General features: G+C 62.4%; 18 protein-coding genes and 6 pseudogenes. 13 read left to right on the top strand and 11 right to left on the bottom strand.

Features of this window, described 5'->3' with window-relative positions; genetic code table 11:
* Nucleotides 1–248: 248 nt before the first annotated feature.
* The 3 genes and pseudogenes from ACFQT0_RS02575 to ACFQT0_RS02565 all read left to right on the top strand — a co-directional run bounded on the left by ACFQT0_RS02575 (nt 249) and on the right by ACFQT0_RS02565 (nt 3380).
* Nucleotides 249–1202 (top strand): hypothetical protein, encoded by a 954-nt coding sequence (locus ACFQT0_RS02575; protein WP_380200131.1) that lies wholly within the window; start codon nt 249–251, stop codon nt 1200–1202.
* A pseudogene (locus tag ACFQT0_RS02570) lies at nt 1106–2041 on the top strand (M36 family metallopeptidase); the annotation flags it as partial. The gene ACFQT0_RS02575 and the pseudogene ACFQT0_RS02570, both read left to right, overlap by 97 nt.
* A gap of 115 nt (nt 2042–2156) precedes the next feature.
* Nucleotides 2157–3380 (top strand): M36 family metallopeptidase, encoded by a 1224-nt coding sequence (locus tag ACFQT0_RS02565; RefSeq protein WP_380200129.1) that lies wholly within the window; start codon nt 2157–2159, stop codon nt 3378–3380.
* Between the two features lie 116 nt (nt 3381–3496).
* Here the strand turns inward: ACFQT0_RS02565 and ACFQT0_RS02560 are convergent, their stop codons facing one another.
* The 3 genes from ACFQT0_RS02560 to ACFQT0_RS02550 form a co-directional block, all read right to left on the bottom strand.
* Nucleotides 3497–3982 (bottom strand): hypothetical protein, encoded by a 486-nt coding sequence (locus ACFQT0_RS02560; RefSeq protein ID WP_380200127.1) that lies wholly within the window; start codon nt 3980–3982, stop codon nt 3497–3499.
* Between the two features lie 76 nt (nt 3983–4058).
* Nucleotides 4059–4841, bottom strand: coding sequence for an ATP-binding protein (locus ACFQT0_RS02555; RefSeq protein ID WP_380200125.1), 783 nt, complete (start codon nt 4839–4841; stop codon nt 4059–4061).
* A gap of 74 nt (nt 4842–4915) precedes the next feature.
* Nucleotides 4916–5776: a hypothetical protein gene (locus tag ACFQT0_RS02550; protein WP_380200123.1), complete on the bottom strand. Its 861-nt coding sequence runs from the start codon at nt 5774–5776 to the stop codon at nt 4916–4918.
* A gap of 153 nt (nt 5777–5929) precedes the next feature.
* Here ACFQT0_RS02550 and ACFQT0_RS02545 point away from each other — a divergent pair, with 153 nt between their 5' ends.
* The 3 genes from ACFQT0_RS02545 to ACFQT0_RS02535 all read left to right on the top strand — a co-directional run bounded on the left by ACFQT0_RS02545 (nt 5930) and on the right by ACFQT0_RS02535 (nt 8455).
* Nucleotides 5930–6907, top strand: coding sequence for an isopenicillin N synthase family dioxygenase (locus ACFQT0_RS02545; RefSeq protein ID WP_380200121.1), 978 nt, complete (start codon nt 5930–5932; stop codon nt 6905–6907).
* Between the two features lie 257 nt (nt 6908–7164).
* On the top strand, nt 7165–7980 hold the full coding sequence (locus tag ACFQT0_RS02540) for a chromate transporter (protein WP_380200119.1): 816 nt from the start codon (nt 7165–7167) through the stop codon (nt 7978–7980).
* On the top strand, nt 7970–8455 hold the full coding sequence (locus tag ACFQT0_RS02535; protein WP_380200117.1) for a chromate transporter: 486 nt from the start codon (nt 7970–7972) through the stop codon (nt 8453–8455). The genes ACFQT0_RS02540 and ACFQT0_RS02535 overlap by 11 nt, the downstream gene beginning before the upstream one ends.
* A gap of 225 nt (nt 8456–8680) precedes the next feature.
* Here the strand turns inward: ACFQT0_RS02535 and ACFQT0_RS02530 are convergent, their stop codons facing one another.
* The gene (locus tag ACFQT0_RS02530) at nt 8681–9883 is read right to left on the bottom strand and encodes a lysophospholipid acyltransferase family protein (RefSeq protein ID WP_380200115.1); all 1203 of its coding nucleotides are present in this window, start codon (nt 9881–9883) and stop codon (nt 8681–8683) included.
* A gap of 118 nt (nt 9884–10001) precedes the next feature.
* Entirely contained in the window at nt 10002–10517 is a 516-nt protein-coding gene (locus ACFQT0_RS02525) for a DUF6799 domain-containing protein (protein WP_380200113.1), read from the bottom strand.
* A gap of 373 nt (nt 10518–10890) precedes the next feature.
* On the opposite strand from ACFQT0_RS02525, the gene ACFQT0_RS02520 reads away from it, so the two are divergent.
* Nucleotides 10891–12177 (top strand): DnaJ C-terminal domain-containing protein, encoded by a 1287-nt coding sequence (locus ACFQT0_RS02520; RefSeq protein ID WP_380200111.1) that lies wholly within the window; start codon nt 10891–10893, stop codon nt 12175–12177.
* 60 nt (nt 12178–12237) lie between these two features.
* On the opposite strand, the gene ACFQT0_RS02515 is transcribed toward ACFQT0_RS02520, so the two are convergent.
* The 4 genes and pseudogenes from ACFQT0_RS02515 to ACFQT0_RS02500 all read right to left on the bottom strand — a co-directional run bounded on the left by ACFQT0_RS02515 (nt 12238) and on the right by ACFQT0_RS02500 (nt 15902).
* A complete protein-coding gene (locus ACFQT0_RS02515) occupies nt 12238–12732 on the bottom strand; it encodes a ZIP family metal transporter (protein ID WP_380200109.1) in 495 nt (164 codons plus the stop codon).
* Between the two features lie 452 nt (nt 12733–13184).
* A complete protein-coding gene (locus tag ACFQT0_RS02510; RefSeq protein ID WP_380200107.1) occupies nt 13185–14249 on the bottom strand; it encodes a hypothetical protein in 1065 nt (354 codons plus the stop codon).
* 93 nt (nt 14250–14342) lie between these two features.
* A complete protein-coding gene (gene nadC, locus ACFQT0_RS02505; protein WP_380200105.1) occupies nt 14343–15209 on the bottom strand; it encodes a carboxylating nicotinate-nucleotide diphosphorylase in 867 nt (288 codons plus the stop codon).
* A gap of 295 nt (nt 15210–15504) precedes the next feature.
* Nucleotides 15505–15902: pseudogene (locus tag ACFQT0_RS02500) on the bottom strand (DUF4783 domain-containing protein).
* 173 nt (nt 15903–16075) lie between these two features.
* Between ACFQT0_RS02500 and gpmI the strand changes: the two are divergent.
* The 3 genes and pseudogenes from gpmI to ACFQT0_RS02485 all read left to right on the top strand — a co-directional run bounded on the left by gpmI (nt 16076) and on the right by ACFQT0_RS02485 (nt 18224).
* Nucleotides 16076–17627: pseudogene (gene gpmI / locus ACFQT0_RS02495) on the top strand (2,3-bisphosphoglycerate-independent phosphoglycerate mutase).
* Complete coding sequence (locus tag ACFQT0_RS02490) at nt 17620–17805, top strand: hypothetical protein (RefSeq protein ID WP_380200103.1); 186 nt, start codon at nt 17620–17622, stop codon at nt 17803–17805. Before gpmI ends, ACFQT0_RS02490 begins: the two are co-directional and overlap by 8 nt.
* A 77-nt stretch (nt 17806–17882) precedes the next feature.
* Nucleotides 17883–18224 (top strand): hypothetical protein, encoded by a 342-nt coding sequence (locus ACFQT0_RS02485; protein WP_380200101.1) that lies wholly within the window; start codon nt 17883–17885, stop codon nt 18222–18224.
* Between the two features lie 11 nt (nt 18225–18235).
* Here ACFQT0_RS02485 and ACFQT0_RS02480 read toward each other — a convergent pair whose 3' ends face one another.
* Nucleotides 18236–19771 (bottom strand): hypothetical protein, encoded by a 1536-nt coding sequence (locus ACFQT0_RS02480; RefSeq protein ID WP_380200099.1) that lies wholly within the window; start codon nt 19769–19771, stop codon nt 18236–18238.
* Nucleotides 19772–19874: 103 nt separating this feature from the next.
* Nucleotides 19875–20946: pseudogene (gene prfA / locus ACFQT0_RS02475) on the bottom strand (peptide chain release factor 1).
* Between the two features lie 113 nt (nt 20947–21059).
* Here prfA and ACFQT0_RS02470 point away from each other — a divergent pair.
* From ACFQT0_RS02470 to ACFQT0_RS02460, 3 genes and pseudogenes are all read left to right on the top strand, one after another.
* Nucleotides 21060–21368: pseudogene (locus ACFQT0_RS02470) on the top strand (amino acid kinase family protein); the annotation flags it as partial.
* Nucleotides 21369–21462: 94 nt separating this feature from the next.
* Nucleotides 21463–22380, top strand: a pseudogene (locus ACFQT0_RS02465) (aspartate kinase); the annotation flags it as partial.
* A 334-nt stretch (nt 22381–22714) separates the two neighbouring features.
* Nucleotides 22715–23506 (top strand): hypothetical protein, encoded by a 792-nt coding sequence (locus ACFQT0_RS02460; protein ID WP_380200097.1) that lies wholly within the window; start codon nt 22715–22717, stop codon nt 23504–23506.
* Nucleotides 23507–23584 lie beyond the last annotated feature (78 nt).

Here is a 23584-nt window from a genome sequence, read left to right as displayed (position 1 = left end):
TAGTTTGGCATAGCGAGGTTTTTTTGACTGGATGTACCAGAATTAGCTCAATTTTTTGTCAGCAGTGGTTGAGTGCTTCTTGTAACTATTCCTTTGATAATTATAAACCTAGAACTTTAAATTAGTTCAGGGAATGCATAAGTATTTTGAATATATTTCAACATTTTTGAAAAATATACCTCTCTATCGCAAACTAGAGGGATAGTGGGTTCGTATGGTTGGGACGCTCTCTAACTCATACGAAACAAATGAACAAAATAATACTATTCGCAACCCGGATGGCGCTGGTCATGGGGTTGCTAGTCGGGAACATGGCCGCTTACGGCCAAAGCAGTGGCAACCCGGATAAAAAGCCGGTTCCCCAGGTGGCCGTAGACCATATCAAAAAGCACCAAAGGGAACTGCAGCTGGCCAACGAAGACGTGGCCGACCTGGTGCTCAGCAGCCAATCCGTAAGCAAGCACAACGGGGTGAAGCACCTCTACATTCAGCAGCGGTACCAGGGCATCGAAATCTACGGGGCCCTCACCAACGTCAACCTCTCCAAAAACGACCAGGTCATCAACCTGGGCGACCGTTTTCAGAAGGGGCTTGTTAAGAAAATCAAGGGTAATCAGGCCAAGCTCGATGCCGCTGCTGCGGTAGCCGCCGCCGCGCGGCACCTGAAGCTCACGCCGAAAGCCTCGCTCACGGCCAAGGAAGTAAGCCGAAGCGCCAACCGCGCTTCCGTATTTACCCCGGGCGGCATCTCCCTGCGTTCCATCCCCGTGAAGCTGGTGTACCAGCCCATGGCCGATGGACAGCTGGTGTTGGCCTGGGAGGTTTCCATCTATGAGCTTGATGCCCGCAACTGGTGGAATGTGCGCGTGGACGCCAACACGGGGGCTTTCCTCGACAAAGACAACCTGGTGGTGGAGTGCAACTTCGAGAACGATGGCCCCGCCGGCCACCCGCTGCAGGCCAGCACGGCCGAGGTGGTGCCGTTCTCCTTCGCGTCGGTCGCGGCCGACCCCACCACCAATGCCTTCAACGTGTACGCCATCCCGACGGAAACCCCTCGCACGGCGCGCGCACCTTCGTTAGCTCGTCGGCCGCCGACGGCAAGGCCTCGCCCATGGGCTGGAACAGCATCCTGCCCGGCACCACGTATTCCATCACCCGCGGCAACAACGTGTACGCCTACGAAGACCCCGACAACCTGAATGCGCCCGGCCTGGACAGCAGCCCCGACGCCGGCCCGTCCATGCTGTTTGACTTTCCGGTGGACTTCACCAAGCAGCCGGTAACTTACCGCTACGCCGCCACCACCAACCTGTTTTACATGAGCAACATCATGCACGACATTTGGTACCAGTACGGTTTCGACGAAGCCAGCGGAAACTTCCAAGCGACCAACCCCAACGCGCTGGTGGGCCTCGGCGCCGACCAGGTGATGGCCGAGTCGCAGGACAGCCGCAACGTGGCGGCCACCCGCAACAACGCCAACTTCGCCACGCCCGTCGACGGGCAGGCGCCCCGCATGCAGATGTACCTCTGGAGCGGCGCCCCCGACCCGCAGATGTTCCAGGTAAGTGCGCCCGCTGGCATTGCCGGCACGTACCCCGCCCGCGAAGGCTCTTTCAGCAAGCCCCTCACCGCCACGCCCCTGACGGGCAAGCTGGTGCTGGCCCAGACCACGCCGCCCACCTCGACGGGCAAAAGCGAAGAAGGCTGTGCGGCCTTCACCAACGGCGCGGCGATTAGCGGCAACATTGCCGTGGTGTACCGCGGCAACTGCGGCTTTGCCGACAAGGTGCAGAATGCTCAGATTGCCGGCGCCGTGGCGGTGGTAGTGATTAACAACGTCAGCGGCGACCCCATTGCCATGGGCGGCACGCCCACCAATGCCACGCCGGCCATTACCATCCCGGCCGTGATGATTAGCCAGGAGGCCGGTCAGCTCATCCGCCAGCAAATCGATGCTGGCACGCCCGTAACGGTTATCCTCAAAAACAGCGGCGCCCAGCCCGAGCTGGACGGCGACTTCGACAACGGCATCATTGCCCACGAGTACGGCCACGGTATCTCCACCCGCCTCACCGGCGGCCCCAACAACTCGAGCCTGCCTGCGCAACGCCGAGCAGGGCGGCGAAGGCTGGAGCGACTGGTTCGGGCTGATGCTGACCATGAAAGCCGGCGACACCGGCCCCAAGCCGCGCGGCATTGGCACCTACGTGCAAAACCAGCCCACCACCGGCCGGGGTATTCGCCCCTCTCCGTACAGCACCGACTTCGGCGTAAACAGCTACACCTACGCGGCCACCAACAACGAAACGCTGACCGCCCCGCACGGCGTGGGCTTCGTGTGGGCCACCATGCTCTGGGACATGACCTGGTCCCTGGTTGACAAATACGGCTTCGACCCCAACCTCTACACGGGCAAGGGCGGCAACAACCTGGCCATGCAGCTGGTCATCGACGGCCTGAAGCTGCAGCCCTGTAACCCCGGCTTTGTGGATGCCCGCGACGCCATCCTAGCCGCCGACCGCGCCAACAACGCCGGTGCCAACCAGCAGCTCATCTGGGCGTCGTTTGCCAAGCGCGGCCTGGGCTACAGCGCCAAGCAAGGCCTGAGCACCAGCCGCACCGACCAGGTGGAGGCGTTTGACATGCCTCCCGCCTACACATGCGCCGCGCCCACCATCACGGTGCTGCGCACCTCGACCGTGAACACCAACGGCCCAGCTTCGACCATTTACCTCGGTTACGGCCCGCAGAACGTGCAGCTGCAAGCCAACAGCACCAACACCGGTTTGGTGAGCTACACCTGGGCTCCGGCCGCGGGCCTGAGCAACACCGCCATTGCCAATCCCGTGTTCACGCCCACCGCGGCTGGCAGCTACAATCTGACCGTGACTTCGTCTACTTCGGCTGGCTGCAGCGCTTCGGCTTCGGTTACCATCACGGTGATAGACGTGCGCTGCGGCGCATCCAACAACCAGGTGCTCGTGTGCAGCAACAAGAACACGCGCTGCGTCAACTCCAGCGACGTTCCGAACCTGCTGAAGCGTGGCGGCACGCTGGGCAACTGCGGCACGCCGACCAGTGCAGCTTCGCTCACGGCCCAGGAGCCCGAGATGGAGAATGACCTGGTGAGCGCACCGAACCCCGCCGTTTCGTCTACGTCCGTTTCGTTTACGCTCCGTAAAGCCGGTGCCTACCGCCTGGAGGTACTGAACATGCAGGGTACCGTAGTGGCCGTGCTGGGCGAAGGGACCGGCGAAGCCGGCCAGCGCATGACCTACGAATTCAAAAAGGGGCGCTTAGCCGGCAATTTGTTCATCGTGCACCTCATCACGGGCCAGGGCAACCGCTTTAGCCGCGTCGAGATGAGGAACTAGGCGCATTTCCAAAAATGTACCGCTAACCCGGGGTCGTGCAGCGCACGGTCCCGGGTTCTTATTTTAGCCCAAATTACTCAAGCGGGTCGGCCTTCTGCTTTTTGTGGCTTAGCGCCTTAGGACGCCAGCAGCTTGCGAAGCTGCGCGGCGGCTGTGGCCGGCTGCTCGCGCCAGTAGTCGGCCAGCAGTGGCCCAATTTCCTGCTCCATAATCAGGAGCAGCCACTTGGAGGCTTCCTCTGGCTGGGCCGGGGGCTGGCAGAAGTAGCTGTGGCCAATCACAAAATCGGGCCCCAGTTCGGGGTCGTCGGCAATGGTTTGGTTGAGGGCGGCCATACGGGTGCACAGCTGCTCAATCAGGCGTTCCGGAACTTGCTGGGCCGCCAGGAACTGCCGGAGCGCAGGGCCAAACTGCGGCGCCATTTCCACAAAGGCAAAGCGCCGGCGCAGGGCGTAGTCGAGCGGGCTGAGGGAGCGGTCGGCCAGGTTGAGCGTGCCGATGACGTAGAGGTTGTCGGGCACGAAGAAGCGCGGAGCATCGGGCGGGGCGTAGGGCAGGCGCAGCGCGTGGGCCGGGCCGCGCTTGTCGGCTTCGAGCAGCAACAGCAGGCTCGCCGAAAATCCGGGGCACGTTGCCGCGGTTCACCTCGTCGATAAGCAAAAATACGGCCGGGTAGGGTCAGCCGCGGCGCGCTGGCACAAAAGCGGGAGCACGCCGTGCACGAGGTGGAAGCACCCTTCGGCATCGGGCCGGAAGCCCAGCATAAAGTCCTCGTAGCCGTAGCTGGGATGAAACTGCACCAGGCTCAATCCGGCTTTCGTCTTTCGCTCCCAGCAGCAGCCACGCCAGGCGGCGGGCCAGAAAGGTTTTGCCGGTGCCGGGTGGACCCTGCAGCAGCAGGTTGCGCCGCCGGGCCAGGCCGGCCAGGGCCGCATCCAGCTCAATTTCGGTGATGAAGAGTTCGGCCAACGCATCAGGGCGCGAATAGGCGGGTGCGTCGTAGGCCGCGGCGGGCTCGGCGGCTTTGGTAGCGGGCGCTTCAGCTCGTTCGCGGGTCTGGCCGGTGTACAGGGCTTCGGCTTGCTGCCGGGCGGTTTCGTCGCCGTCGTGCGCCGAGCCCGACGTGAGCACCGGCCGCTTGGTGCTGATGGTGAAATCCAGCCCTTCGAGCAGTGTGTTGGTGGCGGCGCCGGCCGCGCGGGGCCAGTGGGCGGCCGGGTTGCCGGTGGCCAGGCGGTAAGCCAGGCTCGGCCACGGCCCGGGGCGGGTAGCGGCGGCCCCGGTACACCAGGCTCGTACACCGTGCCGGCGGGTAGCAGCCGGCCTTCGCGGGCTATCTGCCGCAGGGCGCGCAGCACCTGCTCGCGGGTGAGCAGCGGCGCGGGGTCCGGCAGGGCAGGGGAGGAGAATCGGGCATGCGGCGGGCAAGGTAGAACCAGAACAACAAACGGCTTCAACCAAAAAGTCCCTTGGCGCGGCCAAGAGACTTTTTACGGGGAGGCTATGGGGAAGTTGAGCCGGTTTTTAGCTCAACTTCAACAGAAACGTTGCTTTACGGGGTTACCGTGAAGGTGCGGGTTACCGAGTTGAAGGCGCCGGGAATCAGGCTGCCGCTGCTGTTCACGAGCCTCGAGCTTGATGGTGTTTTCGCCGGCGGGCAGGCCTTCCATCTGGTAGGGCAGCCAGCGGTCGAGCATGAACTCGGTGCCGTTGATGGTGGCGCGCACGCGGTTGCCGCCGGGCTCCAGGGTGGTGTTCACGAGGTAGAAGTCGAGCATGATGCGCTTGGCATCGGCGCCGGCGTAGGTGTCTTTCGGGCGGCTGTAGAACAGGTTGGGCGCCTTCACGTCGATGATGGGCGCGCCGGTGGGCGTGGTGCTGCCCACGTTGATGATGCGCAGGTCGTAGGCGCCGCGGTGCTTGAGGCTCTCGTGGTAGGAGCGCGACAAGAACGAGAGCACGGCGTGCTGCCCGTCGGGAATGGCCTTCTTGAACTTGGTCTCGTAGTGGGCCGTGTAGGGCTGGTTGTCCACGATGTTGTGGATGTGCTGGCCCTTGGCGGAGTTGGCCATGTGGGCCATGTGGGGCCCGCCGCTCATTTTGGTGAGCTGGAAGTTGGTGATGAGGTAATCAAACGAAACCTCGCCGCTGGGCACCGTAGAATTGGCGATGGGCGTGCGCATTTGCATCTGGGCCTCCGGGAAACGGGGCGAATCGCTGAAGGGCGTCAGGCGAATGCCGTTCGACTCCATGCTTTCGGCGCTGGTGCTGGCAGTGCTGGCGGTGGTTCCGCCGGCGGCGGCGCTCACCTCAGTCGTGGGCTTGCTGGTTTCGCAGGCGGCCAACAGCGCCAAGGTCAGGGTCGTGCTGCACAGCAGCCAAAAAGGTCGTTTCATGGAGGTAGGAATCAAAAAGGAGGTGAGCGGTTTTATTCGGAAATATCCTTCAGGCGAGCTGCCTATGGCTAGCAGCCGGTAAAGGGTTTTGCTTAACTTGCGTCGTTGCCCACCGTGGGGCTTCCTGCGCCTCAAAGTAAACCTAATTTTTCCATGCAAGACCAACTTCTTGACCAAATTCCCTCGCTCGACCTAGCCGACTTTCGTTCCGGCGACCCCGAGCGTAAAGCCCGTTTCGTGCAGCAGCTCGGCGAGGCTTACCAAAACATTGGCTTCGTAGCCCTGAAAAACCACGGCCTCAACGACGAGCAAACCAAGCAGCTGTACGCCGACGTGCAGGCCTTCTTCCAACTGCCCGACGCCGACAAGCAACGCTACGAAAACCCGGAGCTGGCCGGCCAGCGCGGCTACATCAGCAAGGGCAAGGAGCACGCCAAGGGCCGCAACACCGGCGACCTGAAGGAGTTCTACCACGTGGGCCAGGAGGTAGAGGACGAAACCGACCCCATCAAAAACGAATACCCCGAGAACATCTGGCCCAAGGAGGTACCCAGCTTCCAAAAGAGCACCTTCACGGCCTACCGCACCCTCGAGAGCGCCGGCCAGGACGTGCTGCGCGCCATCGCGCTGTACCTGCACCTGCCCGAAAACTACTTCGACGACAAGGTGAAGCACGGCAACAGCATCCTGCGCCCCATCCACTACTTCCCCATCGAAGACCCGGACGCAGTACCCGCCGACGCCGTGCGCGCCGCCGAACACGGCGACATCAACCTGATTACCTTGCTGATGGGTGCCAGCGCCGACGGCCTGCAGGTGAAGCGCCGCGACGGCAAGTGGATTCCCATCACGGCCCTGCCCGACCAGATTGTGGTGAACGTGGGCGACATGCTCCAGCGCCTGACCAACGGCGTGCTCAAGTCGACCATTCACCGCGTGGTGAACCCCGCCCGCGAAAAGATGAACACCTCGCGCTACAGTATTCCGTTCTTCATGCACCCGCGCTCCGAAATGAGCCTGGCTGCCCTCGAGCACTGCGTGACCCCAGACAACCCCAAGAAGGAAGCCGACATCACCGCCGGCGAGTTCCTCAATGAGCGCCTCATTGAGCTGGGCCTGAAGAAGAAGTAAGCCATCAGTTCTCTGTATTGTGAAAAGGCCCGTCTCCTGGAGATGGGCCTTTTTTTGTGCGTCAAGCCCACTTTTCAGCTCAATTTTTAGCTCAACTGCTGCCCATAGCGGGCAGCGTTCGTAGCCTTGGAGTGTGCTGCCCGGGCAGGTGTTGCCCCTGGCCGGGCAGCAGCGCAGGGGCGGCACAGCGCGATAAGCCGTAGCGGCTCGAACTTACTGGTTTGCCTTACCTTCGATTTTAGGTAGCTTCCTTCCCCGTGCAGCCCAATTCTGTCCCGTCTTCCACTCCGGTTTCCCTGGCGCCACCGCCGCGCCGTTCAGGGAAGCGCACGCGCCGGGTTCGGGGTATTATTTTTGAAGGACGTGGCCGGGTTGGCCTGCACGGCGTTCGGGGGCCCGCAGGCCCACCTGGCCATGATGTTTCGGCTGCTGGTCGACAAGCGACGCTACATCAGCACGGCCGAGCCTGCTCGAGCCTGCAGGCCCTGTGTGCGCTGCTGCCGGGGCCCACGTCCACCCAAACCATCACCGTCATTGGCTTCCGCCTGGGCGGGCCCAACCTGGCCTACCTCACCCTGCTGGTCTGGATGACGCCCGCCGTGGTGCTGATGACCCTGGCCGCCCTGACCCTGAGCCACCTGGACCCGGTCAGGGTCGCGGCCCTGGTGCAGTTTGTACAGCCGGTGGCGGTGGGCTTTGTGGCGTTTTCGGCGTACCGCATTGCCGAGAAGGTGATTCATACCAAGACCGCCGTGGGTTTGATGGTGGCCTCGGCCATGATGGCTTATTTCTTCCAACTGCCCTGGATGCTGCCGCTGCTGCTGCTGGCCGGCGGGGCCGTAACCACGGTGCGCTACCGCAAGCACGCCATCATTCAGGAAAAAGCCCCTTGCGCGTGGAGTGGGCCAACTTCCTGCTGTGGCTGGGCTTTTTGGTGGGAGCAGCTGTGTTGGGCCACTACACCCGCCTGCTGCCGGTGCGGCTGTTCGAAAACTTTTACCGCAACGGCTCGCTGGTGTTTGGGGGTGGGCAGGTGCTGGCCCCCTGCTCTACGCCGAGTTTGTGGAGTTTAAGCACTACCTCACGGGCCAGGAATTCCTGTCGGGGCTGGGGCTGGTGCAGGCCATGCCGGGGCCCAATTTCTCGATAGCCGCCTACATCGGGGCACTGGCCATGCGGCCGGCGGGCGGCACCGGCATGCAGGTAGTGGGCGCGCTGGTGGGCACCGCAGGCATCTTCCTGCCGGGCACCTTCCTGATATTCTTCGTGATACGCTTCTGGGACCGGCTGCGGCAGTACCGCGTGGTGCAGGCGTCGTTGGAGGGCATCAACGCCGTGAGCGCCGGGCTGGTGTGTGCGGCCACTTTCCTGCTCTACCACCCGCTGCCCGACAAATACTTAGCACTTCCGTTTCATCTCGGCCCCATCGATTCGCTGCCCGTAAACCCGCTGCTGGTGGGCACCACCTTCCTGCTGCTGCTCTGGGAGAAAGTGCCGAGCGTGGTCATCGTGGCCGCGGCGCTACTGGCCGGCGCGGTGCTAAAGTAGCCACTCAACTAACAGTTAATCTGGTTCTTGCTGTAAATCAGACCAGTCCCAAAGTGCTGGGGGTTTACTTGACCACCCGCGCCAGATAAGCGGTGCGGGCCTCTTCCAGCTGAGCTACCAGCGCCGCCCGCTGATGCAGCAAGTCTTGTCCCACAGCGGGCGAGCGCCGAAACAGCCGCAGCGCGCGCAGCCGGGTCAGGCGAGGGGCCAGGGTATCCCAATAGCTCAGGGCGTAGAACCCGGTGAGGGCAAGCTCAGCACGTAAAGCGCCGTCAGGCGCCAATCGTGCGTGAGCCAGTGCTGCACCGCGGCCGCCTGCAGGGCATACGCCAGCGGGAACGTAATCATGCCCACCACCAGCATGATGGGCGCCACGTACTCCACTTCCTTGGTGGCGCGCTTGGCTACCATCGAAGGCAGCGCGTAGGGCAAATAGTTGTTGAGCACTCCGTAGAGCCACACCGGCGCCCCCAAAACCAGGTTGAGCAGGCCGGCAACGGTGCCGCGCCGCTGGCCCTCGAGGGCGTCGTCGCTGAGGCGGTATCGGCGCAGGTTGTCCAGGTAGGTCTGGAACTGCTGCTGCATCGTATTGAGCCGGGACGGGGCGTTCCGGTCGAACCAGGCCAGCGCCTGCAGCAGGGTTTGGCTCAACTGGAAGTTGTCGTAGAGGGTCTCAGTGTCGTCGTCGGGGTTGAGGTGGTCGCCAAACGTCCGCTCAATCTGCTGCACAAAGGCGTCCTCGGCCGCGTCGCGCGAGATGACCAGGCGGCGCTCCAGCGCTTCGCGGATGGCATCGGTGAGTTGGTCGGCGGCGGCTTCGGGGTCTTGGGCGTAGAGCTCGGCGTAGTCGGCCACCACGATGGGCGGCGCCACGTTCAGCAGCACGTCGGACCGGAAGCGCGACGGGTCGAAATAGTTGATGGCGATGGGCACCACTTTTAGCCCCAGCTTGAAGTGGTAGCGGGCCTCGGCGCCGAGGGCAATGCGGGCCGCGCCGGTTTTCAGCGGCCGCAGCCGGCGCTCGCTCACGCTGCTGCCTTCCGGAAAAATCATGATGGTGCCCCCGCGCCCCAGGTAGTCGTAGCAGCGGCCAAAAATGGTTTCGTTTTGGGCGGTAATCTCGGCGGGCGTGGCGGGCAGCGCCCCGCTTTCGGCATCCTTGCGCCGGTAGATGGGAATGGAATTGCCCGACTCCAGAATGGCCCGGGCAATGGGGTTCTTAAACAAGGTGCTTTTGGCCAGGAAGGCCACCGGCTGCCGGTGGTTGATGCCCACGAGCATGGGGTCCATCAGCGTGTTGGGGTGGTTGCCGGCAAACAGCAGCGGCCCGGGCAGCGCCAGGCGCTCGCGGTGCCGCACTTCGATGCGCCGAAAAAATACCCGCAGGGCCACCTGCAAAATGGGCTTGATGAAGGTATAAAAAACCATGGGCCAAAAGGGGTTAGGCCAGCGAAGGTAGGCGTGCCGCCCCCACAGCCGGAAAAAACAATCGCCGCCAGCCCAAGGGCGTGGCGGCGACTATTACGCATTGACAGGGCGGGACAGGCTAGCGGCGGGCTTTGGCTTTGGCGCGCTTCTCGGCAGCTTTGGCTTTGTCTTCGGCGAGCTTGGCTTTGATTTTGGCTTTACGCTCGGCATCTTCTGCCATCTTCTTGCGCTTGCCGGGGTATTTCAGGTCGTACGTCTTGATTTTGAGCAAGCTGTCGGCTTCCACGATGGAGCGGCGGGTGGTTACCCGGCCGGTGAGCGACACCACGTCGCCCTCAGTCATTTGCGTGGTGGTGCCGTCGGGAGCCGTCACCAGGCCCGTGGTGCTGATGGTGGTGCCGTTCACCAGCTTCTTATCTGCCGTGAGGGGATTGGTAGTGCCCAGCTCGGTGAGCACCATGCGGCCTTGCTGCATGGTCAACCCGTCTTTCAGGCCGGCGCCTTTGTTCACCGCGCGGGGCCGGGGTGCTACGCCGCCGGGCTTGCGTGCGGGCACGGCGGTTTGGGCCTGGGCCACAGCGCTGCTCAGGAGCGAGACGGCAAGAACACAGCTGAAGAGGAATCGAAAGTTCATGGAAACAGGTAAAGTAGAGAGTAGAGAAATTGAGTGCAATAACTTAAAAAGCGAAATATACGCCCTTCTCAGGTATTGCGTAACACGAATATAATCGAGTGAATGCAAAACCAGGGCCAATCTTTCGGGACCTCATCAATTAACCTTCCCTGGTGGTTTCCGTTCATTAAAATTCCCCGGCCTTGGCGCTGCGAGCGGGGCTTGCAGCCTCGTAAGGAACGCTGCAAATTCCTTCTTATTCGAGGCCATTGCTCGCCGGGCAGCGGATAAAGGTTAGTATCGGGCGGTGCGTTTGCGTAGTATTACCTGGCAGAAGGACATCGCCGGGTAAATGTTTCCTAATTAGCCATTCGGCTTTATAAACTCGCAGGCAGTGGATTACAAGGATTATTACAAGGTGCTGGGCGTAGACAAAAACGCGACGCCCGAACAAATCAAGAAGGCGTACCGCAAGCTGGCCCGCCAGCACCACCCCGACGTGAACCCCAACGATAAGGATGCGGAGCGCAAATTCAAGGACCTGAACGAAGCCAACGAGGTGCTCAGCGACCCCGAAAAGCGGAAGAAATACGACCAGTTTGGTGCCGACTGGCAGCGCTACCAGCAGCAGCCGGCCGGCGCAGGCCGGGGCGGCCAGCCCGGTGGGGGCTTCGACTGGAGCCAGTACACGCAGGGAGGCGGCGGGGGCTACGGCCAGGGCGGCCAGTTTGGGGAAGAACAGGATTTCTCCGATTTCTTCGGCTCGCTGTTTGGCAACATGGGCGGCGGGCGTGCCGGCGGTGGCCGCACGCAGCGGCCCGGCGCCGGGGCCGACTACCAGGCCGAGCTGGAGATGAGCCTGGAAGAAGCATACCACGGCGGCCCGCGCACCATCACGGTGAACGGCAAAAACCTGCGGCTCAACATCCAGCCCGGCGTGGCCGATGGCCAAACCATCCGGCTGCGCGACCAGGGCGGCCCTGGCCGCAACGGCGGGCCCAACGGCTCGCTGCTCATCACCTTCCGCATCGCGCCGGATGCCCGCTACGCCCGCACCGGCGACGACCTGACCCAGGACGTGCCCGTGAGCATCTACAAGGCCCTGCTCGGGGGCGAGCAAACCGTGGAAACCCTCAGCGGCCCCGTCAAAATCAAGCTCAAGCCCGAAACGCAGAACGGCACCCGCCTGCGCCTGCGCGGCAAGGGCTTCCCCGTGTACAAGCACCCGGGCCAGTTCGGCGACCTTTACCTACGCCTGAACCTGACCTTGCCCCAGCACCTCACGCCCCAGGAGAAGGAGCCTGGTGCAGCAGCCTGGCCGCCCTCCGTCCCGAAGACTAACCCGTTGTTTCGTTGCCATGGAAACGCACTTCGTTACCCTCACTTTTCAGGAATGCTCGGCCCGCTACGGCCTGGGCCCGGCCGATTTGCAGGAGTTTCTGCAAGCTGGCTTGCTGCGTTCGGCCCCGGCCCCCGAAACCGTAATCGTGGACGAGCCCGACGACCTGCCGCGCCTGGCTCGCCTGCACCACGAATTGGGCCTGGCGCCGGAAGCCCTCGACGTGATTCTGGCCATGCGCCAGCGGCTGGTGCGGCTGCAGGCCCTGCTCGCCCACGAAAGAGCCCGGGCCCGGCAGGCTCGAAGACTTTCTGCGCGGCCGGGGCCCGCTGGAAGAGTTGAGCTAGCAGTGAACAGTTAGCAGTTATTGCCGATGCCGTCACTGCTTACTGCTCACTGTATTTAAGCTACGGCCAGCGCCAGCAGCAGCCCACCCATGGTGGCGCCCAGCTTGGGCCAGTTGAGCCGGTGCTCGGGGCTGGTTTCGAACAGGATGGTGGTGGACACGTGCAGGAAATTGCCTGCTACCAGGCCCAGCAGCGCCGCGTAAAACCCGCCGCGCAGCAGCTCGGACAGCACCACGTAGTTGCTAATCACAATGCCGACGGGCGAAGCCAGCGCAAACACCAGCAGCCAGGGCCACACCCGCCGGAACGTGCCCAAGCGCAGCCGCAGAAGTGTTGCCAGGGCGAAAGCAGCTGGCACGTGGTGCAGCGCCACCCCCACCACAATGGCGTAAAAATTCTGGCTCATTTGGCCCACTTCCGGGGTGTGCACCAGGATGCTGCCTTCCAGGAAGGAGTGCACCACCAGCGCGCCCAGCAGCAGAAACGGCACGCGCCCGGCCGCATCGTGCGGGCCGTGGGCAGCCTCGTGGTGCACGTGCCCGTGCTCCACGCCCTGCGAAAGGACTTCGAGCAGCAGCTGCCCAAAAACCGGCCAGTACCCAGTAGCCCACCCGCTCCGGATGCTCCGGCAGCAGCTGCAGCGCCTCGGGCAGAATGTGCGTGACCGTGAGGGTAAACAAGTACGCCCCGCTAAACGCCAGCAGCGGCTTCAGCCATTGGCTGCCCCGGGCTACCGGCACCCAGGCCGCCGCGGCGCCCGCGCCCAGCACCGTTAGCAGCAGCAGAAAAATAGCAAACCCCATGCATTACGGAATGAGGAATGAAGAATGAAGAGTGAGGAATTGAGAACGGCCAGGTTGAGCCAATTCTTCATTCCTCACTCCTTATTCTTCATTCAAAGAGAATAAGCCTGCCGCTGGCAGACGCAAAGCGGCAGCTCTGCTACCGCCAGCCGGCGGGCAAAGCTGCCACTCAAATGATTAGGGCAATAAAGCCGAAAGCTTAACGCTGCACCTGGTGACCACTCGCGGCCGTGTCGGCCTGAGTGGATTTGCCGGCGTCGTCCATTTTGCCGCGCTTGCGCATGCCTTCCTCGGCATTGGCCGACATGGCCGCCTTGGCCGACGGGGCCGGACGCTGGTCTAGGTCCGCCGACGAGCTGATGGGCTTGGTGATGGCGCCGCCTTTGGCTTGGTTGGGAGCGTAGTCCGTGTTCTGATCAAAGTTGTCGGAGGTGCGGGTGCCGGGCGCAATCATGTCGGACGATACTTTGTCGTCGGGCCGCCAGTCGGAGGGCTCGCTGCTGCAGGAAGACAGGGCCAGCGAAGCAGCGGCAACGGCCAGCAACAAGGTGTGGGTCAATTTCATCAGAGAAAAAATTAGCAGGGTAAGTAGTGCACAGAAACGCAGCCGCCTGGAACAACGGCGAGCGGCCTTAAACGGTTGTGGTGCCGGCGTCGGCCGGCAACAGGTTTTGCGGCGCAGCAGGGCCTCAAACAGCTTCACGTCGTTGGGCGAGTTGAAGATGCGCTGGGGCAAATGTAAAAACACCGGCACATCGAACGTACGCGCCAGCCACATGCGCCAGGGCGCCGTGCCCGTGGGCGGGGTGCCGGGCTTGAGGTAGAGCAGGTAGGCGTCGGCATCGCGGCGAACCCGGCCAATCATGTCCCAGGTCAGCTGCATGGCCTTGCCCTCTTTCTCGGGGCCCACGCGCAGGAGCAGCTGCTTCTGGTCCATCTCAAAGCTCATGCGCTCAAACAGGGGCTTGCTCTGCTCCATCTGGGTTACGCCGGTTACCTGAGCCGAGCGGAACAGTACAAACAGGATGGTGAGCACCACGGCCAGCGCCAGCCACCACCACGAGTGCACGAAAATGGCCGGCAGCAAGCCGAGGGCAAACGGAATCAGGGCATACACCCAATCCTTTTTCCACACCTCGGCCATGGCCAGGCGGGTGTAGGTATTGGTGTCGAACTGCGTCTTTTTGGTGCGAATGGCCAGCGGCGAGGCCTGCTGGGCCTGGCGGAAGCCGCCACCGCCACCACGTTGGTTGGGTTGGTTCATCTTGGGTTATATTTTCTGGTGGTTAGTTTCTGGTTTCTGGTTGTGGTGCGGCTGAACATCAACCAGCAACGAGCAACCAGCAACTGAAAACCATCAATATGCTTTCAGGCTCAAATCCAGGCTTTTTACGGAGTGCGTGAGGGCCCCGACGGAGATGTAGTCGACGCCGGTGCCGGCCACGTCGGCGATGGTGAGCTCCGTGATGCCGCCGCTGGCTTCGGTGGGGAAGCGGCCGTCGATGAGGGCCACGGCCTCGCGCAGCTGCTCGGGGTGCATGTTGTCGAGCATGATGCGGTCGATGCCGCCCGCGTTCAGGGCCTGCTGCACCTCGTCGAGGGAGCGGGTTTCAATTTCGATGGGCAGCTGCCGGCCGGTTTTGGCCAGGTAGGCATGGGTGGCGGCAATGGCCTGGGCAATGCCGCCGGCGTAGTCCACGTGGTTGTCCTTGAGAATAATCATGTCGAACAGCCCGTAGCGGTGGTTCACGCCGCCGCCGATGAGCACGGCCCACTTTTCGCAGATACGGAAATTGGGCGTGGTTTTGCGGGTGTCGAGCAGCTTGGCCTTGGTGCCAGCCAGCAGGGTGTTCAGGTGGGCCGTGTAGGTGGCAATGCCGCTCATGCGCTGCATGCAGTTGAGCACCAAGCGCTCGGCCGTGAGGATGCTGCGCGCGGGGCCTTCCACGGTAAAGGCGATGTCGCCGTGCTTGACCGGAGTGCCGTCGGCCAGCAGCATGTTCAAGGTCAGGGACGGGTCTACTTCCTCAAAAATCAGCGGAGCCAGCGCCATGCCGGCCAGAATGCCTTCGCCCTTCACCAGCAGGTGGGCCCGGTTGCGGGCATCGGCCGGAATGGAGGACAGGGCCGAATGGTCGCCGTCGCCCACGTCCTCGGCCAGCGCCGTGCGGATGAAGGTGGTCAGCGCTTCGGGCGTGAGATAGGAAGCAGTGGGGGTTTGCACAGCGCAAAGGTACGGCCCTGTTCTTTGCGAATAAAACCTTGCCGCCAGCCTTTCAATTTAGGATAGTTGAGCCAACTCCCGGGGTGCAGCTAAGCCATCTTATCCACTGTCAATTAATCGCCTGTCATGCTGAGCTGGCGAAGCATCTTCTCACCGCAGAACCAGTCGTTGAGCCGTGATAAGATGCTTCGCGCCTCAGCATGACAGGTGATTGGGTTGCTCAACTCGGCGGACCACAAAAAAGCCCCGACCGGTAAAGGTCAGGGCTAATTATAAATAGGGAAGAAGCGAAAAGTTATTCTTTCGTAAAGTCCAGTGTGTCAATCTGCGGGGCGCCTTTCGAGGGCTTCAGCTTCACAAACACGCGGTAGACGCCGCTGCGGCTCGTGTAGCGGCCAATGGCGTATTGAATCCCTTCTTTGCTTTCGCCCTGGTGAATAAATTCGAAGCCGCTGGGCGAGTTTTTAGCAAAAAGTCCTTGATGACAATCTCGGCCTGCGTGGCGTTGTAGCCTTGCTTGTCGCCGTCGAAGCCCACTTCCACGGTGGGAGCGAGGTACTGCGACAGCTCGCGGGACGAGCCGTTGCGCAGGGCCGTCCGCACGGCGCCAATGTCGGCCTGGGCGTAGGCCGCCAGCGTGCCGAACAGGAATAGCCATCCAAAAAATAGCGTCCTAAAAAAATAGCGTTTCATTAGTAGAGTAATAAGTGCGTCATCCGCGTCGGGCTAAAAGCTAAAATGGTGCCAGGAAGTAAAAAGCCGTTTTAAAGCTTCCGGTTTAGCTTATCAGTAAAAAGGAATAAAGTAAAGCGGCGGCGAAGGTAGATATTTCCAACCCGTGGGCAGGCCGGCCGTATCTTTGCAGCATGAGTAAACAGGTTTTGTTGGTGATTCTGGATGGATGGGGAATTCCTCTGAATACGACCGTTTCGGCGGTAGACGCGGCTAATACGCCGTTCTACCACGAGCTGTTGCAGCGTTTCCCGCACAGCAAATTGCAAGCCTCGGGCGAAGCCGTGGGCCTGCCCGAAGGCCAGATGGGCAACTCCGAAGTGGGCCACATGAACATCGGCGCCGGCCGCGTGGTCAACCAGGAGCCTGGTGCGCATCGGCAAGGCAATCCGCGAGCGCAAGCTGGGCCTGATGCCCGCGCTGGTGAAAGCTTTTGAGTACGCCATCATCAACGACAAGCCGCTGCACCTCATCGGCCTGCTTTCCAACGGCGGCGTGCACTCGCACATCGACCACGTGAAGGCCCTCTGCACCATTGCCCACGAAGCCGGCGTGCGCCGCGTGTACGTGCACGCCTTCACCGACGGCCGCGACACCGACCCCAAAAGCGGCGTGCGCTTCGTAAACGAGCTGGAAGAATCTCTGGAGCGCAGCGGCGCCAAAATCGCCTCGGTGGTGGGCCGCTACTATGCCATGGACCGCGACCGCCGCTGGGAGCGCATCAAGGTGGCCTACGACGTGCTTGTGCACGGCATCGGGACGCATTCGCAAAACCTGATTCAAACCATTCAGGAGCAGTACAAGGAAGGCGTGACGGATGAGTTCCTGAAGCCCATTGTGAAGGTGGGGGCTGACGGCCAGCCGCTGGCTACTATTCAGGAGGGAGACGTGGTGCTGTGCTTCAACTTCCGCACCGACCGCGGCCGCGAAATAACGGAGGCGCTCACGCAGCAGGATTTCCACGCCTTCCAGATGAAGCGCCTGAACCTGCACTACCTCACCCTTACCAACTACGACGACACGTTTGTGGGCGTGACGCCCGTTTTTGAAACCGACAACCTCAACAATACCTTGGGCGAGGTACTGGCCACGCACGGCAAAACCCAGATTCGCATTGCCGAAACCGAGAAGTACCCGCACGTGACGTTCTTCTTCTCCGGCGGCCGGGAAAATCCCTTTCAAGGCGAGACGCGCATCATGCGGCCGTCGCCCAAAGTGGCGACCTACGACCTGCAGCCCGAGATGAGTGCCCGCGATTTGGTAGAAGCGCTGGTGCCGGAGCTGCAAGCCAAAGCGGCTGATTTTGTGGTGCTCAACTTCGCTAACCCCGACATGGTGGGTCACACCGGTGTGTTTGAAGCCGTGGTGAAAGCTGTGGAAACCACCGACGCCTGCTGCCGCGCGGTGGTAGAAGCCGGCCTGGCCGCCGGGTACGCCTGCATCATCATCGCCGACCACGGCAACGCCGAGTACATGCGCAACGAGGACGGCACGCCCAACACCGCGCACACCACCAACCTGGTGCCCTGCATCCTGGCCGACAACGACTACGTGGGCTCCCTGGCCGATGGCAAGCTCGGCGACCTGGCCCCCACCATTCTTGAGTTGATGGGCCTGCCCCAGCCCCTCGAAATGACCGGCCAAAGCCTGTTGCGCCCGGCCGCGGTTACTGTCCCGAATGCGTAACTCCAGGCCTGAGCGCGGGGTGTTTTCGGCCGCCTGGTGCGGTCCACTCGTGGCCGCAGCCGTGCTACTGGCCGGCTGTGGCGACGCGGGCCCCGCTGCGCCCGCCGCCCGCAGCCCGCTGTACTTCGACGTGAAGGGGCTGCTGACCCAGCAAGTGGAGCAGGCTGGCCCGGCGTAAGGCTGCCGTGACCAAGCAGGTGAGTTTGCGCGGCCAAACGCCCGAAACCGTGCGCGTGCCCGCCGTGAAGTGGGCCGATGAGCTGCAGATTTTTTCAGGCCGACATCAACAAGGCCGCGCTGCGCGGCGCCTACGCCGTGGACTCTGCGGCCCTGCCCAACGGCGCGCTGCGCCGCACTTACACCCGCCTGCCGGGCCAGCCCAATGCACCGGTATCGCAGCTTACAGTGGTGCAGCAAGGCAATGTAGCTCAGGAAGTAGCCGCTACCATTGAGCAGAGCAACCCGTTGTTCTCGGCCGAAAAACAGCTGCGCTTTCAGCTGCAAAACGGCCAGTTGAGCCACTACGAAGTGATGGGCACCCAGAAACTGGTGCTCTTCGATACGCTGCACTACGCCGCGGCCGGGCAGGTAGAATAACGCACCGCCTGCTACTTGTGCTCGTAGGCGCCCAGGCTGGGCGTGCTCGGGTTGCGCGGCAGGTTCCGCAAATCGGTAGGCGGTACGCTGCCTGCGGCGGCCCGGCGGGGCGCGGTGGCCGGCGACGTATCCTGCAGGGTGAAATCGGGGTTGGTAGTGGAAGTGCGCTTGAAGAGCGGGTCGACGTTGATGAGGTTGACCCCCGTTGAGCCAATTACGGGCGCCGTGGTGGCGTACAGTTTGGTGCGCAGCAGCGAGTTGCGGATGCTGAGCGTGGCCGCGTAGTCCGGGTAGTTCTTTACAAACAGCTCGTCCTCAAACGAGCCCCACACGATGGAATTGCGCAGGTTCAGCGTGAGCGGCAGCTTGGCTTGCGCGTTATAAATGCTTTCGTTGGTGAACGTGAGCGAGGCCGTTTCGCGGCGGAAGGCCGGCGTGTAGTTGGCGAAGGTGCAGTGGTTGAAGTCGTACTCGCCCCCGCCCACGCCCAGCACGGCAAACTCGCCGCAGTTGGTAAACAGGCAGTTGGTGGCTGTCACGTCGCCCGAGTAGCTGATGATGCCGCCACCCGTGGAAGCTGTGGTATTGGCAAAGGACAGATTGGCCCCTGAAATATTGCGGATAACCGTGTTCTCCAACGTCAGATTGGGCCGTGGCTTGGCCGGGTCTTTGGCCGAAATCAACAGTGCCCCAAACGTCGAATTCTTGATTTCGGCGTAGCGAATGCGGTTGCCCCGGCTGGTTTCCATGAACACGATGCCGCCCCACTGGCCCGGGCCGTCGGCGTAGTACGGCTCCAGCCGGTCGCCCTGAAAGCGGACGATGTTGGCATTGCTGGCCTTCACCGTATCGGTCGGAACGAAGGCGTTGGGCTCCGATAAATCGTTCACCAGCAAGGTGCCGTCTACTTGCAGATAAGCGCCGGCGTGGGAGTAGACGCGGGCACCCTTGGGAATGCGAAGCGTGACGCCCTGGAGCACCACCACGCCCACGGGGTAGGGTTTGCCCCCAATGAGGTAGTTGGCGTTGATGATGACGTGGGGCTTGTCGGTGCGCCAGGTGGTGTTGGTTTTGATGACGTCGGCCCGGTGGAAGTACGCGTTCTGGCCGTAGGCCACCAGCTTTATTGTTTGCTCGTTGCCGTTGGTGCGGAAGCGCAGGTCGTCGGTTACCACAAACTGCTTGGCCAGCGTGGCCTGGCCGTTGTCGCCCAGCGTGGCGCGCACCAGCACCAGCAGGCTGTCGTTGCCGCGAATGGTAATGCCCTGCACCGAGGGGCTGGCATCGCCGTTGATAATCACCGAAAACGCCGGGCTTGCCGTGCCGGCCAGGCTCACGTCGGTTTTCACCGCGCCCTTGTTGCGGTTGTACACCCACACCCGCTTGGTTACGGTTTTGATGGTGGTGAACACCGTGTCGAACAGCACCGTGTCGGCCTCGAGCTCCAAGCTGCCGGACGTCTGCACCAGGTTTTCCTTGGGCTCGCAGCCGGGCAGGAACGAAAGCAGGCAGCTGAGAACGAGGAATACCGGGAAGAGGTGGCGCATAGAAGGAAACGCGGGCGAAGGGCGCTCGGCAGAAACGCGAAGGACAGGGAAGTATTGCGAAGCCGGGGTTGGGCCACCAAGCCAGCCCAACCCCGAATGGAAATTACTTCGTGACGCCTTCCTGCAGGCGCTCGGCGCTTTCGGCGATGCGGAGCTGCTCCACAAAGTCATCGATGTTGCCTTCCATCACGCTGGACAGGTTGTACACCGTGTAGCCGATGCGGTGGTCGGTCACGCGGCCCTGGGGGTTGTAAGTGCGGATTTTATCCGAGCGGTCGCCGCCGCCAATCATGCTTTTGCGCACGAGGCCGTCGGCTTCGTTCTTTTTGGCCAGCTCCATGTCGTACACGCGGGAGCGCAGCACGGCCAGAGCCTTGTCGAAATTCTTGAGCCTGCGACTTCTGGTCCTGGCACTGGGCCACGAGGCCGGAGGGCAAGTGGGTGAGGCGCACGGCCGAATACGTCGTGTTTACCGACTGGCCGCCGGGGCCGCTGGAGCAGAAATAGTCCTTGCGGATGTCGCTCATGTTCAGCTCCACGTCAAATTCTTCCACTTCCGGAATCACCACAATGGAGGCCACGCTGGTGTGGATGCGGCCCTGGGTTTCGGTTGCCGGCACGCGCTGCACGCGGTGCACGCCGCTCTCAAACTTGAGCTTGCCGTACACGTCCTCGCCGCGCACGGCCACGATGATTTCCTTGTAACCGCCGGCGGTGCCTTCCATGGCGTCAATCAGCTCCATTTTCCAGTTCTGCTTTTCGGCGAAGCGCATGTACATGCGCTGCAGGTCGCCGGCAAAAATGGCCGCTTCGTCGCCGCCCGCGCCGGCCCGGATTTCCATGATGACGTCTTTCGAGTCGTTGGGGTCCTTGGGCAGCAGCAGGTCTTTGATAACGTCTTCGAGGCGCTCCTGCTCGGGCAGCAGCTCGTCGAGCTCGTCCTTGGCCATCTGGCGGAAGTCCTCGTCTTTCTCGGTCGAAATCACCTGGCGGGCGTTTTCGATGTTGCTGAGCACGCCCTGGTAATTGCGGTACTCGGTCACGATTTTCCCGAGTTCTTTATATTCTTTATTGAGCGCTTTATAACGCTTCAGGTCCGACATAACGTCGGGCTGCATCAGTTCTTCGTTGACGTTATTGTAGCGCTGGCTGATGGCTTCTAATTTATCAAGCATCGGGTGTTCGGTATTTAGTCAGTAGTTTGCAAAGGTACTGAATCTTAACACCGCTATGTAGGCGGCTCGTTCCTTCGGTGCCTTTCCTCCTTATCTGACGAGTAGACTGTGCCATGCAAGTGCTAAAATTCGGGGGTACTTCGGTCGCCTCCGCCGCCAATATTGAGAAATCCATTGCCATCGTAGCTGCCGCGGCGGCGCAAAGTCCCGTTGTCATGGTGGTGTCGGCTTTGGGCGGCACCACCGATGCGCTCATCGGCACCGGCAGCGCCGCGGCCATGGCCGACGCCACCTATTGTCAAACCCTCGACCAGCTGGAACAGCGGCACTTAAGCGTGGTGCTCGAGCTGCTGCACGACGGGCAGCAGAGCGCGGAGAAAGCCGTAGTCGAAGCCCAGTTTGCCGAAGTGCGGCGGCTGTGCGACGGCATTTTTGCCCTGGGAGAGCTGTCGCCCCGCACCCTGGACAAGCTCATGAGCTACGGCGAGCCTGCTCTCGTCGCGCCTCATCGCCTCGGTGGCCCAAGCCCAGGGCCTGGATGCCGTGTGGGCCGATGCCCGGCAGCTGATTCGCACCAATTCTCGCTTCGGCACGGCCGAAGTAGACACCGCCGCTACCGAGCGCCAAGTCGGCAGCTTCAAGGCCCAGCACCGGGCGCAGGTGTGGGTGGTGCCCGGCTTCATTGCCGCCGACGGGCACGGCGCCACCACCACGCTCGGCCGGGGCGGCTCCGACTACACCGCCGCCCTGCTGGCCGCTGCCCTGCACGCCGAGAAGCTCGAAATCTGGACCGACGTGAGCGGCATGATGACCGCCGACCCGCGCCTGGTGCGCAGCGCCCGGCCCATTGCGCGCATTTCGTACCAGGAGGCCATGGAGCTCTCGCACTTCGGGGCCAAGGTGCTTTATCCGCCCACCATTCAGCCGGTGATGCGTAGCGGCATTCCGCTGTGGATTAAAAACACCTTCGCGCCGGCCGACTACGGCACGCTGGTGGAGGTGACGCCGCCCCACACGGCGGCCGTGGTGCAGGGCATTTCCAGCATCGGCAACCTGGCTTTGCTCAACCTAGAAGGCAGCGGCATGGTGGGCATCCCGGGCTTCTCGATGCGGCTGTTTGCGGCGCTGGCCCGCGAGCGCATCAATGTGGTGCTTATCACGCAGAGCTCGTCGGAGCACTCTATCTGCGTGGGCGTAAACGAAGCCGATACCGAATCAGCTCAAGTGGCAGTGGACGAGGAATTTGCCGTGGAAATTGCCGCCGGCCGCATCGAGCCCCTACGCCCTGAACGCGCCCTGGCCATCGTGGCGCTGGTGGGCGAAAACATGAAGGACCACCCCGGCATCAGCGGCAAGCTGTTTGGCGCCCTGGGCCAGAACGGCGTGAACATCCGGGCCATTGCGCAAGGCGCATCGGAGAAAAATATTTCCACGGTGATTCGGGCCGCCGACGTGCGCAAGGCCATCAACGTGCTGCACGAGGCGTTCTTCGAGGCGACGTACAAGCAGGTTAACCTGTTCATTCTGGGCCCCGGCAACGTGGGCAGCAAGCTGCTGGAGCAGCTGGCCAATCAGCAGCAGCACCTGCTCGACAACCTGGGCCTGCAGGTGCGCGTGGTGGCCATTGCCAGCAGCCGCCACTGCGTGGTAAACGAGCAGGGCCTGGACCTGACTGCCTGGCCCACCGAGCTGGCCGGCGCCCCGCCGCAGAGCCTGGAAGAGTTCACCCAGGCTCATCATCGGCCGCAACCTGCGCAACTCCATTTTTGTGGATGTGACGGCCAACCCCGCCGCGGCCAAGTGCTACGCCGACTTGCTGGAAAAAAGCGTGGCCGTGGTAGCCTGCAACAAAGTGGCCTGCTCTTCGGACTACGCCAGCTACGCCCGTCTGAAAAGCCTCTCCAAGGAGTTCAACGCCAGCTTCCTGTTCGAAACCAACGTGGGCGCGGGCCTGCCCGTCATCGGCACGCTCAACGACCTTACGCGCAGCGGCGACGTGGTGCGGCGGATGCAGGCCGTGCTCTCGGGCACACTCAATTTTGTGTTCAACAACTACGACGGCAGCCGGCCCTTTGCCGAAGTGGTGCGCCAGGCTCAGACCGAAGGCTACACCGAGCCCGACCCGCGCCTGGACCTGAGCGGCTCCGATGTGGCCCGCAAAATCCTGATTCTGGCCCGCGAAGCCGGCCAGGTGATGGAAATGAGCGACATCGACATCGAGACCTTCCTGCCGCCCGCCTGCCTGGAGGGCGACGTCGAAGCGTTCTACACCCAAATGGCAGCGCACGAAGCCCACTTCCGGGCCCTGTACGACGCGGCCACGGCCGCCGGCAAGCGCCTGAAATTCGTGGCCCGCTACGCCGATGGGCGCGCCGCCGTGGGGCTGCAGCAAGTGGCGCCGGGGCACGATTTATACGACCTGCGCGGCAAAGACAACGTGGTGCTGTTCTACACCGACCGCTACGTGGAGCAGCCGCTGGTGGTGAAGGGCGCCGGCGCCGGGGCCGAAGTCACGGCTTCGGGCGTGTTTGCAGACATTGTGCGCGCGGCGCGGTTGTAGCGTGGATTTCTAGTTCGCGAACACCCAAAACCCGCGTGCTAGCTAATGATTAAGTTTGTCAACTGTTCAAACGCGGAC

Source organism: Hymenobacter humi, assembly GCF_042665855.1.
GTDB lineage: Bacteria > Bacteroidota > Bacteroidia > Cytophagales > Hymenobacteraceae > Hymenobacter > Hymenobacter humi.
This window is presented reverse-complemented; position numbering and strand designations above follow the sequence as displayed.

What these genes read in the sequence shown, in the direction of transcription:
- ACFQT0_RS02575 (WP_380200131.1), top strand. Translation starts at nt 249, where the DNA reads ATGAACAAAATAATACTATTCGCAACCCGGATGGCGCTGGTCATGGGG.
- ACFQT0_RS02565 (WP_380200129.1), top strand. Translation starts at nt 2,157, where the DNA reads ATGCTGACCATGAAAGCCGGCGACACCGGCCCCAAGCCGCGCGGCATT.
- ACFQT0_RS02550 (WP_380200123.1), bottom strand. Translation starts at nt 5,776, where the DNA reads ATGAAACGACCTTTTTGGCTGCTGTGCAGCACGACCCTGACCTTGGCG.
- ACFQT0_RS02545 (WP_380200121.1), top strand. Translation starts at nt 5,930, where the DNA reads ATGCAAGACCAACTTCTTGACCAAATTCCCTCGCTCGACCTAGCCGAC.
- ACFQT0_RS02530 (WP_380200115.1), bottom strand. Translation starts at nt 9,883, where the DNA reads ATGGTTTTTTATACCTTCATCAAGCCCATTTTGCAGGTGGCCCTGCGG.
- ACFQT0_RS02525 (WP_380200113.1), bottom strand. Translation starts at nt 10,517, where the DNA reads ATGAACTTTCGATTCCTCTTCAGCTGTGTTCTTGCCGTCTCGCTCCTG.
- ACFQT0_RS02510 (WP_380200107.1), bottom strand. Translation starts at nt 14,249, where the DNA reads ATGAACCAACCCAACCAACGTGGTGGCGGTGGCGGCTTCCGCCAGGCC.
- ACFQT0_RS02490 (WP_380200103.1), top strand. Translation starts at nt 17,620, where the DNA reads ATGCGTAACTCCAGGCCTGAGCGCGGGGTGTTTTCGGCCGCCTGGTGC.
- ACFQT0_RS02485 (WP_380200101.1), top strand. Translation starts at nt 17,883, where the DNA reads ATGAGCTGCAGATTTTTTCAGGCCGACATCAACAAGGCCGCGCTGCGC.
- ACFQT0_RS02480 (WP_380200099.1), bottom strand. Translation starts at nt 19,771, where the DNA reads ATGCGCCACCTCTTCCCGGTATTCCTCGTTCTCAGCTGCCTGCTTTCG.